Below are 14,226 nucleotides of genomic sequence, written 5' to 3' on the forward strand. Positions count from 1 at the left end.
TTCCACCTTGGATAAACCGCAATACGCCGTTTTTTCCACATAGCGCAGATTTTTGAGGGCAACATGTTTGACAATTTATCCAACCGCTTAACCGCGTCGCTCGATCGCATTCGCGGTCGCGCAAAACTCACCGAAGAGAATATTCAGGAAGTATTGCGTGAAGTGCGCATGGCGCTGTTGGAGGCTGACGTTGCCTTGCCGGTGGTAAAAGACTTTATTGCTGCGGTAAAAGAGCGTGCTATAGGAACGGAAGTGAGTCGCAGTTTGAGTCCTGGCCAAGTGTTCCTGAAGATTGTAAAGCAGGAACTCGAGTCGGTAATGGGACAGGCCAATGATGAACTTAATCTACGGGCTACCCCGCCGGCGATTATTCTCTTGGCGGGTCTACAAGGTGCGGGTAAAACCACGTCTGCTGGTAAATTGGCGAAATATCTTAAAGAGCGTCAGAAAAAGTCCGTTGCTGTAGTGAGTGCCGACGTTTATCGTCCGGCAGCGATCAAACAGCTAGAAACCCTCGCCAACGATATCGGCGTTACGTTTATCCCGAGCGATATTTCCCAAAAGCCGATTGATATTGCCAACAATGCTATCGACGTTGCGAAAAAAGCTCACAAAGATGTGTTGATCGTCGATACTGCCGGTCGTCTGGCTATTGACCAAGACATGATGGCGGAGATTAAGGCGCTGCATACGGCGATTAATCCCGTAGAAACCTTGTTTGTGGTCGATGCCATGACTGGTCAGGACGCGGCAAATACGGCCAAGGCGTTCGGAGATGTGTTGCCTCTGACTGGTGTCATCCTCACCAAGACCGATGGTGACGCCCGTGGTGGTGCGGCACTTTCTGTGCGTCATATTACTGGCAAGCCAATCAAATTCTTGGGTGTGGGTGAGAAAACCGATGCGCTAGAGCCTTTCCACCCTGATCGCTTGGCATCTCGTATCCTTGGCATGGGCGACATGCTGTCTTTGATCGAGCAAGCTGAGCAGAAAATCGACAAAGAAAAAGCCGAAAAGCTAGCGGGTAAACTGAAAAAAGGAAAAGGCTTCGATCTAGAAGATTTCCGCGAGCAGTTGCAGCAAATGAAAAACATGGGCGGCATGGCCTCCATGTTGGATAAACTTCCGGGTATGGGTCAGCTTGGTGATATCCAAGATAAAGTGAATGACAAGATGTTTGTGCAGATGGAAGCGCTGATCAATTCTATGACCCCAGATGAGCGTCGCAACCCAGATGCGATCAACGGCTCCCGCAAAAAACGTATTTCAGCCGGTGCTGGCTTGCAGATTCAGGATTTGAATCGTCTGTTGAAGCAACATAAGCAAATGCAAAAGATGATGAAGAAGTTCAGTTCCAAGGGCGGCATGAAGAAAATGATGCGTGGATTGGGCGGTATGATGCCGGGCGGTGGTTTCCCCGGTGGCGGTGGTTTTCCAAAATTCTAACCTAGAGTTTTATTTAGCTTGTCTGTTAGTGGCAGATAAGTGGAATTTTGTTGAAAGGGCGAGTAATTCGCCCTTTTGTTTTTGTGCCTAATCGACTAGAATATGCCGCCTTCTTATAGTAGGTGCGTCGTATCTATGATGAAGAAGCGTTTCGTTAAGCAATAAGGAACCAATAATATGGTAACTATTCGTCTTTCTCGTGGTGGCTCTAAAAAGCGCCCATTCTATCACTTGAACGTGGCTGATAGCCGTCGTGCACGTGATGGTCGTTTTATCGAGCGCGTAGGGTTTTTTAACCCAGTTGCTCGTGGTCAAGAAGAACGTCTACGTGTTGACCTAGACCGTGTTAATCACTGGGTAGGCCAAGGCGCTCAGCTTTCTGACCGTGTTGCTCAGCTTGTAAAAGAAGCTAGCAAAAACGCTTAATACAGAGGTAGTGCTATGTCTACAGTAAAGCAGGCGAAAGCTCCTGAGCAGGCGCTTGTGGTAGGACGCATTACATCTGTATATGGTGTTAAAGGGTGGGTTAAGTTGTACTCCCATACCGAGCCAATGCAAGGGATTTTTAATTACCAGCATTGGTGGCTGAAAACTCCTCAGGGGTGGAAAGCTGTGCAAGTAGGCCAAGGTCGTGTCCAAGGACGCGGATTGGTGGCAGCGGTTAAAGGCTATACCGACCGTGATCAGGTTAAAGAAATCTGTGGGTTGGATATCTATATCGATGCCAAAGACCTACCAGCATTAGAAGAAGGCGAGTTTTACTGGTCTCAGCTGGAAGGCTTAAAGGTACTGACCAAAGAAGGTGTTCTTCTAGGCCGTGTCTCACAACTTATGGAAACGGGTGCGAATGACGTGCTGGTGATCAAAAGTTGTGAAGGAAGCTATGATCGCGAAGAGCGTTTGATTCCCTATGTGCCAGATCAGTTTGTGCTAAACATCGATTTAGACAAACAAGAGATGTTGGTGGACTGGGATCCAGATTTCTAAGTGATAAGCGAGGCTTAGGGTGCGAATCGGTGTGGTTACCCTATTTCCAGAGATGTTCCAAGCCATTACCCAGTATGGTGTAACAGGGCGGGCAGTGAAGTCAGGGCTTGTCGAGGTTGATTTTTTCAACCCGCGCGAGTTTACCCACGATAAGCATAAAACTGTCGATGACAGACCTTACGGCGGTGGTCCTGGGATGCTGATGAAAGTTCAGCCTCTCAAAGATGCGATTGAGCAAGCCAAGCAATGGCTGCCAAACGCAAAAGTTATTTACTTATCTCCTCAAGGTCGCACCCTTGAACAGCAAGGTGTGCAGCAACTTGCCAAGCAAGCAGAATTAATTCTGGTGGCAGGTCGTTATGAAGGGGTCGATGAACGCCTAATTCAATCCATGATTGATGACGAGTGGTCTATCGGCGATTTTGTCCTGAGTGGAGGCGAGTTACCGGCGATGACGATGATGGATGCCGTTTTTCGTATGGTGCCGGGGGTGTTGGGGAAACAAGCCTCAGCGGATGAAGATTCTTTCGCCGATGGTTTGTTAGATTGTCCACACTATACTCGACCTGAAGTGCTTAACGGCGCGGAAGTACCTCCTGTATTACTTAGTGGCAACCACGAGGAAATAAGGCGCTGGCGCTTAAAGCAAAAGCTCGGAAGAACTTGGCAACGCCGGCCAGACCTTTTGCAGAACCTTGAGTTGGACAAGGAGCAGCAAAAGTTGTTAGCAGAGTTTATTCGTGATACCGAAGATCCAACCTCGGCAGAGTAAGTAAAACGAGCTTGTTGGAACGTTATGACCTTCGCGCCAACAAGAAACCAAATCATTAGGAGTCACATCCATGAGCAACAAAACTAAGCTGATTCAACAGCTAGAAGCAGAACAAATGACAAAAGAAGTCCCAGCCTTCGGCCCTGGTGACACTGTTGTTGTTCAAGTAAAAGTAAAAGAAGGTACTCGTGAGCGTCTACAGGCCTATGAAGGTGTTGTAATCGCTAAGCGCAACCGCGGTCTAAACTCAGCATTCACTGTTCGTAAAATCTCTAGCGGTGTTGGTGTTGAGCGTGCTTTCCAAACTTACAGCCCACTTGTTGAAAGCATCGAAGTGAAACGTCGCGGTGACGTGCGTCAAGCTAAGATCTACTACCTACGTGAGCGTTCAGGTAAGTCTGCACGTATCAAAGAGAAGTTGGCGAAGCGCTAATCTGTCTCTTCAGGTTAAAAAAAGGCGACTTAGGTCGCCTTTTTTTATGGAACTTGCCCATGGCTCTATGGCCTAATGATGACTTTGTTATCAGGAAGTGGAACGATGAAACGAATCATGACCATGCTCCTAGGTGTTGGCTTTGCCTCGACCTTGGTAGCAGGAGAGCAAGAAGTCAAAGCGGCGATCAATATGGCTTTGCCCCAGTATCAAGTTGCTTCGGTGGAAGAGCACGCCGGAAGTGGGCTATATCTAGTGCAGCTGCAAGATGGTCCAGAATTGCATGTGAGTGCTGATGGTAAGTTCTTTATCGTCGGTGATCGTTACCGTATTGACGGTACTAAAGTGGTGAATGAAACCGAACAGGCCAAGTTAGCGCAAGTTGAGTCTTATCCTGAAGACAAAATGATTATCTATAAGGCCGCTCAGGAAAAAGCCCATATCAGTGTTTTTACCGATATTGATTGTGGGTACTGCCGTATGCTTCACAAAGAAGTCGATGCGCTTAATGACATGGGCATCACTGTGCGTTACCTCGCTTACCCTCGCGCAGGTGTGGGTTCCCCTGTCTATAAAGATATGGTGAGCATTTGGTGTTCCGATGACCCGAACGCCTGGCTAACGAAGGCAAAACAAGGGCAAAATGTGCCGTCGGTACAGTGTGACAACCCGGTAGCAGAGCAATTTCAGCTGGGTAATAAAGTGGGTGTTCGCGGTACGCCAAGCATCATCCTAGATAATGGCAAGTTTATTCCTGGCTACCTCCCTGCCGACGAGCTAGCAAAAGAGCTAGGGATTAACTGAGATATTGGTAATATCTGCTAAAACCTGACGCCAGATCACAACAATCAGCGTTGGGTTTAGCCAAGGCAACCGTTATAATCTTGACGTTAACTATCAGTCGATCATTCGATCAATAACTATATAAGACAACCGTAAGTTGTGGGGTATCACTTTGAAACCGGTAAAAGTCGGAATTTGTGGGCTTGGAACCGTTGGTTCTGGAACATTTAACATACTGCAGGGCAACGCAGAAGAAATTACCCGTCGCGTTGGGCGTGAGATTGTTGTCACCCAAATTGGCGCGCGTCATCAGAATCCTGCTTGTGATACCACCGCAATTGATACCACCGCTGATATTTTCGCGGTCGCGAAGAACCCAGAAGTGGACATTCTTGTAGAGCTTATCGGTGGTACTTCAGCAGCCAAAGAGTTGGTGCTGACTGGTATCGAGCATGGCAAGCATATCGTGACAGCGAACAAAGCGCTGATCGCTGAGCACGGCAATGAGATTTTTGCAAAAGCTCAAGAAAAAGGTGTGATGGTTGCCTTTGAAGCTGCGGTCGCAGGTGGTATTCCAATTATTAAGTCGTTGCGTGAAGGTCTATCGGCCAACCGTATCGAATGGTTGGCGGGCATCATCAATGGCACCGGTAACTTCATCATGACCGAAATGAGCGAAAAAGGTCGTGATTTTGGTGACGTACTGAAAGAAGCGCAAGAGCTTGGTTATGCCGAAGCTGACCCAACCTTCGACGTAGAAGGTATCGATGCGGCTCATAAACTGACCATCTTGGCTTCGATTGCTTATGGTATCCCATTGCAGTTTGAGAAAACTTATACCGAAGGTATTAGCCGAGTGAGTGCTGAGGACGTGGCTTACGCCCGTGAGCTAGGCTATGCCATTAAACACCTTGGTATTGCTCGTCGTACCAAAGCCGGTGTGGAGCTACGGGTGCATCCGACCTTGATTTCACAAAAAACATTACTGGCTAGCGTCAACGGTGTGATGAATGCGGTGATGGTGAAAGGGGATGCAGTTGGCCCAACGCTTAGTTACGGTGCCGGTGCCGGGGCTATGCCAACCGGTTCTGCGGTAGTGGCAGATATTGTTGATGTTGCTCGTACCCTTACGGCAGACCCAGATAATCGCGTACCTCATCTAGCCTTCCAAGCAGATAGCTTGTCGAATCTTGAAATTTTGCCGATGGATGAAATTGAGTGTGGTTTCTTCCTGAATATGACTATTCAGGATCGTGCCGGCGTGTTGGCTAATATCACCCAAATTCTATCGAACAATGGCATTAGTATTGAATCTGTTATTCAGCGTGAGCGCGAAGGCAGTGATCTAGTGCCTCTTGTGGTTATGACCCACGATGTGAAAGAACGCAATATGAATGCTGCGATTGCAGCAATCGAAGCATTGCCAGATGTAGCGGGTGCTGTACAGCGCATCCGTGTAGAGAACCTGGCGTAAGAGGATTTAAGTAATGAAGTATATCTCAACTCGTGGCCAAGCTCCGGCATTGAGCTTTGGCGATGTTTTGTTGGCCGGTTTGGCTAGTGACGGTGGTTTGTACGTACCAGAGACATTGCCGACTTACTCACAGGAAGAAATCGCTTCTTGGGCGTCTTTAAGTTACCAAGAGCTGGCCTTCAAAGTGATGTGGCCTTTTGTTGAAGGCGAGATCCCCGCTGAAGAATTCAAGCATATGATCGACGAAGCCTACGCTGGATTCAATCATGCTGCGGTAGCGCCAATGGTGCAAACAGACAATAACGAATGGGTGCTGGAGCTGTTCCGTGGCCCGACGTTAGCCTTTAAAGACTTTGCACTGCAATTGCTAGGTCGTCTAATGGATTACGTACTAGGTCAACGTGGCGAGAAGCTAGTGATCCTAGGTGCGACGTCTGGTGACACTGGTTCTGCGGCGATCGAAGGTTGCCGTCACTCTGAGCGCCTAGATATCTTTATTCTGCACCCGTATCAGCGCGTATCTGAAGTTCAGCGTCGTCAAATGACTACTATCATCGATGACAATGTCTTTAATATCGCGGTTAAAGGTAACTTTGATGACTGTCAGAGCATGGTGAAAGCCAGCTTTGCGGATCAAAGCTTCCTTAAAGGCGCTAAGCTTGGGGCTGTAAACTCGATCAACTGGGCCCGTATCATGGCCCAGATCGTTTACTACTTCTCATCTGCTTTGGCTGTGGGCGGTCCCCATCGTAAGGTATCTTTCTCGGTACCAACCGGTAACTTTGGTGATATTTTTGCTGGTTACTTGGCGAAGCAAATGGGCTTGCCTATCGATCAGTTAGTGGTTGCCACCAACCAAAACGATATTTTGCATCGTACTATTGCAGCCAATGATATGAGTCGCCAAGAGCTGAATGTGACGTTATCTCCTAGTATGGATATCATGGTGTCCAGCAACTTTGAACGCTTGCTATTTGATGCCCATGGTCGGGACAGTGCTGCTGTGGCGGACTTGATGGCCCGTTTCAACGCCGGCGATGTCACGCTAAATGATGCCGCTTGGGCGTTCGTGAAAGAAAACTTCGATAGTTATAAAGTCGATGATGCTCGTACCTGTGAGGTAATTTCTGAGGTATTCGCGGCGACGCAATACTTGCTCGATCCCCATACCGCAATCGGTCTTGAGTCAGCGCGTCAGTGCTGGAAGGATAAATCTGTGCCAATGATTACCTTGGCAACGGCTCATCCGGTGAAATTCCCAGAAGCAGTGGAGAAAGCCGGTTGCGATTCGCCACAATTACCTGAGCATATGAAAGACTTGTTCGAACGTGATGAGTCTTATGAAGTGCTGGATAATAGCCTAGCAGACGTGCAGGCTTACGTGGCTAGCAAGTTGTAATTTTGCTTGTATAAACGAAAAGGGGCATGATGCCCCTTTTCTTTGTTTGAAACTCTGAATATGAATCTCATCTTACTTAGCGCTACCCAACAGTCTTCTGAGACAACTTACCAACTGAATGATCGCCAAGTGCAGCATGTGGAAAACATCCTAAAAAAACAAGATGGGGACAGCATACGTGTTGGTATTCTAAATCAGGGAATTGGACAGGGTGTTTATCGGCGTGACGCGGGTTCGGTGACGATCCATAATGAGTTGCTGTCACCTCCACCAGTATTGCCTTGTACACTAGTGTTGGCGCTACCTCGACCCAATATGCTCAAACGTACACTGATGAACGTGACCGCTATGGGAGTGAAGGAGATCCATCTTATTCATTCAAGTAAGGTGGAAAAAAGCTATTGGCAAAGTCCAGTATTACAGCCTCAATCCTTACATGAGTTTCTCATTGAGGGGTTAGAGCAAGCCAAAGATACCAGCTTACCCAATTTGCATTTGCATCCACGCTTTCGCCCATTTGTGGAAGACACCTTGCCTGATTTGTTACTAGAGCGTACCGGCTTAGTAGCTCATCCTTATCAGGCTCAGGCATGTCCGGTGGCACTAGCCACTCCGTCGTTGTTGGCGATCGGACCCGAAGGTGGGTGGAATGATTTTGAAGTGGAGAGTTTTACCCAGGCAGGGATGACATGTGTGCATCTGGGGCCCCGTATACTGAAAGTAGAAACGGCGGTGCCAGTGCTCTTGTCCCGGCTGCATCCTGCGTTATAATCGGGGTGTTCGTTTACTGTACAGGTATTCCCCGACTACAGTGAAACGCCATGTAATCAGGACGGTATATGGAATCCATCACATCAGCCGCTAGTCGTGTGCGAGCCTTTATTAGGTCAGTGTTGTTTGCTGGGACGCAGGCTGAAGACTTGTCTAGTTCTTCTCGCCGAATTTTTATTATCAACCTGTTTTGTATGGTGGGTGTTACCTTCACCTTCCCGTTAGGAGTGCTTGCCCTTTTTTCCGGGCGTTGGGGGATGGGAATTGGGCTACTGGCTTTGGCCGCTTTGTACACGGCTAACCATTTCTTTTTGCGACGTACTCAAAACCATGTTTTATCGAGTAATGTCATCTTGTATCCCCTGTATCTACTCATGCTGTATCTGGTGTACAGTGGTGGAGTAAATGGTACAGGACATGTTTGGATATACTGCTTGCCAGCGGTATCCCTATTTTTGCATGGATTAAAACGCGGTCTATTGGAATTGTTCCTGTTTCTGTTACTGCTGTTGTTTGTGTTATACGGCATGGAAACGCCATTTGACCAACTGGGTTTTCATCCTGATTTGAAATCACGGGTGGTATTATCTTTTGTGTTGGTGATTTTGTTATCTACCGTATACGAATACATCACTTCCTTGTTTAATCATTCCCTTCAAGAGGCCCACAATAAAGTGGCGCTCGCGGCGACGACAGATCCGCTAACGGGACTATTAAATCGCCGAGGCCTACAGAATACGTTGGCCGATCGAAATTGGTCTCAACCTTACTTGTTACTGCTTGATGTTGATCATTTCAAGCGTATTAATGATCAATATGGTCACGATGCGGGTGATTTATTTCTCTGCCAGATGGCGGAAAATCTGCAACAAACATTGCCTAAAGCTGCTGCGTTGTCCCGTTGGGGAGGAGAGGAGTTCTTGATTGCTTGCCAGTGTGAATCAGCCTCGAAAGCGATGGCGTTTGCAGAGGCCTTGAGAGGGCGGCTGGCAGACCTTAAGGTGCTTTGGGATGAACAAGAAATAGCGACCACCATTAGTATTGGTATGGTGCAAATGAAACAAGCAGAAAAGTTTTCAGAGGCATTGGGGCGGGCAGATAAGCAGCTTTATCAAGCTAAGGCCGCAGGACGCAATCATGTGTGTCTAGATTGGCATGGTTAACTCGCTCCGACAGCTTGCCTATTCGTAAACCGATGACGAGTCGTCCAATAAAAAGCCCGCACCTCGACGTAACATCGGGTTGCGGGCTCGTATCAGCAGCGCCTACCACCAAAGCAGCAGCAACTGCCAACATCTCTAACCCTAGATGACATGCTTGGGGATGTCAAAGGCACGGGTCGCAAATGGGTGTTATTATATGCCCTGAATCAACCTGACGATGGTCACCGATGAAAATTTCACAACGCCCAATACCGCAAACTACCGAGCGTTTAGCGGATAACATGCCAATTACCTTGCAGCGGATTTATCATGCTCGTGGGGTGACTAATCCGTCGCAATTAGAATATCGTCTCAACCGATTGGCGGCACCTAACTTATTTGATATTGGCAAAGCCGCCACGATTTTAGCCGATAGCATTGAGCGGGCTGAGAAGATTCTCATTGTCGGTGATTTTGATGCGGATGGTGCTACTTCTACTACCTTAGCGATGCGGGCCTTACGCGCCATGGGCGCTAATGAACCGGAATATTTGGTGCCGAATCGGTTTGAATATGGCTATGGTCTGACACCAGAAATTGTGGCGGTAGCAGCGCAATCTTCTCCCCAAGTCATCATTACCGTCGATAATGGTATTGCGAGTATTGCTGGGGTGGCAGCGGCGAATGCACTAGGCATTAAAGTGGTCGTGACTGACCACCACTTGCCTGGAGATGAATTACCAGAAGCCGCAGCGATTGTGAATCCGAGTCACCCAGCTTGCGATTTTCCGAGTAAAGCCCTAGCGGGTGTAGGTGTAATTTTCTACGTGATGTCCAAGCTGCGCGCTGTTTTGTCCGAGCGCAACTGGTTTGAGCGATCTCATATCCCCATGCCAAAGATGGCGGATTGGCTTGATTTAGTGGCGTTGGGGACGGTCGCCGATGTGGTGCCATTGGATCACAATAATCGCATTCTAGTGCAACAAGGCATTCAGCGAATTCAAGCAGGGCTTGCTGCCCCTGGAATCTTAGCGTTATTAGAAGTGGCTGGGCGGGATCATCGGCAACTAAAATCATCTGACCTGGGATTTGCCGTAGGGCCTCGTCTCAATGCAGCTGGGCGCTTGGATGATATGTCCATTGGTATCGAGTGTCTGCTAACAGATCAACCCCATATTGCTAGAGAGTATGCGCAGCAGCTCGACAGTTTCAATCGTGAGCGTAAAGCGATTGAAGCCGATATGAAGCGCCAAGCCGAGACAGCTTTGGCCCAGTTGCCGGAATTGGATCACATGCCTAATGGTCTATGCTTTTACCATCCAGATTGGCACCAAGGAGTCATAGGCATACTCGCGTCACGGATGAAGGAAAAGTGCCATCGTCCCGTGATTGCCTTTGCGCCAGCTGGGCCGGATGAAATTAAAGGCTCAGCCCGCTCAATTCCAGGGATTCATATCCGCGATGCGCTGGATTTACTGGCTAAGCGCCATCCGAGCCTGTTGCAAAAGTTTGGTGGCCACGCGATGGCGGCAGGGATGTCGATTCGGGAGCAGGACTATGAATCGTTCAGTAGGGCGTTCGATGAAATTATTACTGAATGGGCCACGCCAGAACTATTGCAAGCAACCATCTTGACTGATGGCCCTCTGGTGGCTCAGGACTTTAGTCTTAACTTTGCGCAACAGTTACAGCAGGCGGGGCCATGGGGACAAGCCTTCCCTGAACCTTGTTTCGATGGAGTGTTTAATGTGCTGCAACAGCGCATTGTGGGTGAAAAGCATCTTAAATTGGTGCTACAGGAACCAAACGCTGGTCTGGTATTGGATGGTATTCATTTTTTTGTCGACCTAGACCATTGGCCCAATTCTTGTGATAAGGTGCGCGCGGTTTATAAGCTGGATATCAATGAATTTCGCGGACAGCGTAATCTGCAGCTCATTATTGACCATATTGAGCCATATCAAGACTAAAATCGTCACTCTGATTCAATAGTGACGAGTGGGAAAGGCAAAATTGTGCAAACGTAAGTGAAGAGTTTAGGGTATAATGCGCGCTCCCCAAAATCACTATTCCAGTTTTTCTTCAGGAGTGAATCCATGACGGCATTGGTTCTTGATGGCAAACATTGTGCCAAAGAAACCGAAGAACGCTTGGCGAAGCAAGTTGCTGAGTTAAAAGAACGCACCGGTGGTCATACACCAATACTTGCTACCATCTTAGTAGGGGCTGATCCAGCTTCCGCTACTTATGTGAAAATGAAGGGCAACGCTTGTCGCCGCGTTGGTATGGATTCCCTTGCTATTGAATTACCGGAAGAAACCACTACCGAGCAACTGTTAGCAAAAATTCAAGAATTGAATGAAAATCCAGATGTTCACGGCATTTTGCTACAACATCCGGTACCAGCACAAATCGACGAGCGCGCTTGTTTCGATGCGATCGCTTTGCACAAAGATGTGGATGGCGTGACTTGTCTAGGCTTTGGCCGTATGGCGATGAAAGAGCCAGCCTACGGTGCGGCCACCCCAGCCGGTATTATGCGTCTACTAGATGCATACAATATTGAACTGGAAGGAAAACACGTGGTCGTGGTTGGCCGTAGTCCAATTTTGGGTAAACCGATGGCTATGATGATGCTGAATGCTAATGCTACTGTTACCATCTGCCACTCGCGCACACAAAACCTACCTGAGTTTGTGAAACAGGCTGACGTTATCGTCGGGGCTGTGGGTAAACCAGAGTTGATTAAAGCCGAGTGGATCAAAGACGGAGCCGTGGTAGTTGACGCAGGCTATCACCCAGGCGGTATTGGTGACATCGAATTAGGACCACTAGCTAACCGCGTGAAGGCATATACGCCAGTACCGGGTGGTGTCGGGCCGATGACGATCAATACACTGATTTTGCAAACGTTAGAAGCGGGCTTGAAGCATTTAGGCTAAGCCTTGAAATGCAGGTGTTTCGTCCACACCTTTACTGTTAGATAAAAGCCGTGCCTAGGGTACGGCTTTTTTGTTGAATAACGGCGGTTTAACTGTGTTATTCACCTATTTTTTATTTTTATAGTGTTAAAAGGCCCAAGTGTCATGTCTACAGAAAGATTACTGGAAGCACTCGATTTTGACTTAATTGCTGATGTGTTTGTCAGCGAGGGGATTACGGCATCTCCAGCAGAATTACATGGGCAGTTATGCGGTTATCTGGCAGCGGGTGTTAGCCTGAGGGAAGAAGACTGGTTACAGATGGCTCTGGAGTTTGCTGATATCGAGAAGTGGCGAGAAGCCGCTAGCAAAGCCGCCATTATCGAGCTATATCAAGCCACTTTGAGCTTGTTTCAAAATGGTGAATATGCGCTTGTACCTTGCATCGCCGACGAGGATGCGGAAATTAGCCAGCGCGGTACTACTCTAGCCCAATGGGCCCACGGCTTTTTAGCGGGCTATGGTTTAGCAGGGCGTAAACAAGAAACCATTTCCGACGATGCTCGTCAGGTGTTGCAGGATTTTGCCAATATTTCTGGTCTGCGTGCAGATATGGAGCAGATGGAAGACAACAATGAAAATGACGCTGATTTAACCGAGTTAATCGAATACGCTCGTTTGTCGGCTATGATGTTGTTCTCAGAACACCATGGAGTGGTGCCTGATGCCGATTTAACCAAACAACGCCCGCTGCACTAACTGTTACTGTCAAATTGATGGAGTTGATCATGTCTATTCGTCCGCAAACGTACCAAGAGCGTCGTCGCCGTTTGATGGCATCCTTACCAGAAAATACGGTGGCGGTATTCCGTACTGGTAGTCTGTGTACCCGTAACAATGACTGTGACTACGAATTTCGCCCCGACTCGAGCTTTTTTTACCTTTGTGGCTTTGGCGAGCCGGATGCGCTGCTGTTTATTCAGGCGGATGGTCATGCCACGTTGGGCGTTCTGCCCAAAGACCCTGAGCGAGAGCTTTGGGATGGTTTTCGTCATGGGGTTGAGGGTGCGAAAGCCACATTTGGCGTGGATGAAGCCTTTGAGTTGACTGAGGTGGATGAACGCGCGCTCACATTGCTTGATGGCGTCGAAAATGTGGCTTTGTTAATGCACGACAAGGGATTGCGTGAGCAGCTTTGGCAATGGCGCGATCAGCTTTACCGTCAAAAACGCCAAGGTAAGCTACCGCCAGATAACTTTTTGGATGCCACCGATACGTTGCACGAAATGCGCTTGATTAAGGATGAGGAAGAGATCGCCATTATGGAAGCAGCGGCACAAATCAGCGTAAAAGCCCATGAGCAAGCCATGCGTAGTGTGCGCCCAGGGCAAAAAGAGTATCAGTTAGAGGCGGAACTTAACTATGTGTTTATGCAGCAGGGGGCGCGCCATCTAGCCTATAACAATATTGTGGCGACCGGTGCCAATGCTTGCGTACTGCACTATATCAGTAATGATGCCACTATCGCCGATGGTGATTTGATTCTGATCGATGCAGGCTGTGAGTTAGGCTGCTATGCCTCTGATATCACGCGAACCTTTCCAGCCAATGGCAAATTTAGTGAGCCACAGGCCGCGCTTTATCAATTAGTGTTGGATGCCCAATACGCCAGTATTGAAAAAATGCGTGTTGGCGAACCCTACGAAGCGTTCCACAACGCGGCTATCGAAACCTTGACGGCGGGCCTAGTGCGTTTGGGTTTGTTACAAGGAGATGTGGCAGAGCTGATTGAGAACAAGGCTTATCGAGAATTCTACATGCACAATACCGGCCATTGGTTAGGGTTAGATGTTCATGATTGCGGTCGCTACAAAGAAAATTCCCAATCCCGCACCTTGCAGCCGGGGATGGTTTTGACGGTGGAGCCTGGGCTCTATGTGGCGGCAGATAATGAACGTGTTGATCCAAAATGGCGCGGTATCGGTATTCGTATCGAAGACGACATCTTGATCCGGGAAGACGGGCCTTATGTGCTCACTCACGGCTTAGCCAAAGAAATTGACGATATCGAAGCGCTAATGTCACAACACAATTAATT

Annotated in this window: 14 protein-coding genes; all 14 read left to right on the forward strand. The window is 48.3% G+C overall.

Annotated elements, in window-relative coordinates:
• Positions 1–63: 63 nt before the first annotated feature.
• The 14 genes from ffh (at position 64) to FJM67_RS10120 (ending at position 14,224) form a co-directional block, all read left to right on the forward strand.
• A complete protein-coding gene (gene ffh, locus FJM67_RS10055; RefSeq protein ID WP_140588944.1) occupies positions 64–1,446 on the forward strand; it encodes a signal recognition particle protein in 1,383 nt (460 codons plus the stop codon).
• A 177-nt stretch (positions 1,447–1,623) separates the two neighbouring features.
• Positions 1,624–1,872: a 30S ribosomal protein S16 gene (gene rpsP / locus FJM67_RS10060; protein ID WP_140588945.1), complete on the forward strand. Its 249-nt coding sequence runs from the start codon at positions 1,624–1,626 to the stop codon at positions 1,870–1,872.
• Positions 1,873–1,887: 15 nt separating this feature from the next.
• Positions 1,888–2,433 carry a ribosome maturation factor RimM gene (gene rimM / locus FJM67_RS10065; protein ID WP_140588947.1) on the forward strand — a complete coding sequence of 182 codons (546 nt, stop codon included), beginning with the start codon at positions 1,888–1,890 and terminating at the stop codon, positions 2,431–2,433.
• A 19-nt stretch (positions 2,434–2,452) separates the two neighbouring features.
• Entirely contained in the window at positions 2,453–3,205 is a 753-nt protein-coding gene (gene trmD / locus FJM67_RS10070) for a tRNA (guanosine(37)-N1)-methyltransferase TrmD (RefSeq protein ID WP_140588949.1), read from the forward strand.
• 70 nt (positions 3,206–3,275) lie between these two features.
• Entirely contained in the window at positions 3,276–3,638 is a 363-nt protein-coding gene (rplS, locus tag FJM67_RS10075) for a 50S ribosomal protein L19 (RefSeq protein ID WP_140588951.1), read from the forward strand.
• Between the two features lie 105 nt (positions 3,639–3,743).
• On the forward strand, positions 3,744–4,442 hold the full coding sequence (locus tag FJM67_RS10080; RefSeq protein ID WP_140588952.1) for a thioredoxin fold domain-containing protein: 699 nt from the start codon (positions 3,744–3,746) through the stop codon (positions 4,440–4,442).
• 151 nt (positions 4,443–4,593) lie between these two features.
• Entirely contained in the window at positions 4,594–5,895 is a 1,302-nt protein-coding gene (locus FJM67_RS10085; protein WP_140588954.1) for a homoserine dehydrogenase, read from the forward strand.
• A gap of 13 nt (positions 5,896–5,908) precedes the next feature.
• On the forward strand, positions 5,909–7,294 hold the full coding sequence (thrC, locus tag FJM67_RS10090; RefSeq protein ID WP_140588956.1) for a threonine synthase: 1,386 nt from the start codon (positions 5,909–5,911) through the stop codon (positions 7,292–7,294).
• Positions 7,295–7,354: 60 nt separating this feature from the next.
• The gene (locus FJM67_RS10095) at positions 7,355–8,065 is read left to right on the forward strand and encodes a 16S rRNA (uracil(1498)-N(3))-methyltransferase (RefSeq protein ID WP_140588958.1); all 711 of its coding nucleotides are present in this window, start codon (positions 7,355–7,357) and stop codon (positions 8,063–8,065) included.
• A 68-nt stretch (positions 8,066–8,133) separates the two neighbouring features.
• Positions 8,134–9,228, forward strand: coding sequence for a sensor domain-containing diguanylate cyclase (locus FJM67_RS10100; protein ID WP_140588959.1), 1,095 nt, complete (start codon positions 8,134–8,136; stop codon positions 9,226–9,228).
• Positions 9,229–9,455: 227 nt separating this feature from the next.
• Positions 9,456–11,177, forward strand: a complete 1,722-nt coding sequence (gene recJ / locus FJM67_RS10105; protein WP_140588961.1) for a single-stranded-DNA-specific exonuclease RecJ — start codon at positions 9,456–9,458, stop codon at positions 11,175–11,177.
• A 126-nt stretch (positions 11,178–11,303) separates the two neighbouring features.
• Positions 11,304–12,149, forward strand: coding sequence for a bifunctional methylenetetrahydrofolate dehydrogenase/methenyltetrahydrofolate cyclohydrolase FolD (gene folD, locus FJM67_RS10110; RefSeq protein ID WP_140588963.1), 846 nt, complete (start codon positions 11,304–11,306; stop codon positions 12,147–12,149).
• Between the two features lie 144 nt (positions 12,150–12,293).
• Positions 12,294–12,887 (forward strand): UPF0149 family protein, encoded by a 594-nt coding sequence (locus FJM67_RS10115; protein WP_140588965.1) that lies wholly within the window; start codon positions 12,294–12,296, stop codon positions 12,885–12,887.
• Positions 12,888–12,916: 29 nt separating this feature from the next.
• A complete protein-coding gene (locus tag FJM67_RS10120; protein WP_140588967.1) occupies positions 12,917–14,224 on the forward strand; it encodes an aminopeptidase P N-terminal domain-containing protein in 1,308 nt (435 codons plus the stop codon).
• Positions 14,225–14,226: the final 2 nt, after the last annotated feature.

It is taken from the genome of Maribrevibacterium harenarium, assembly GCF_006385675.1.
Lineage (GTDB): Bacteria > Pseudomonadota > Gammaproteobacteria > Pseudomonadales > Marinomonadaceae > Marinomonas > Marinomonas harenarium.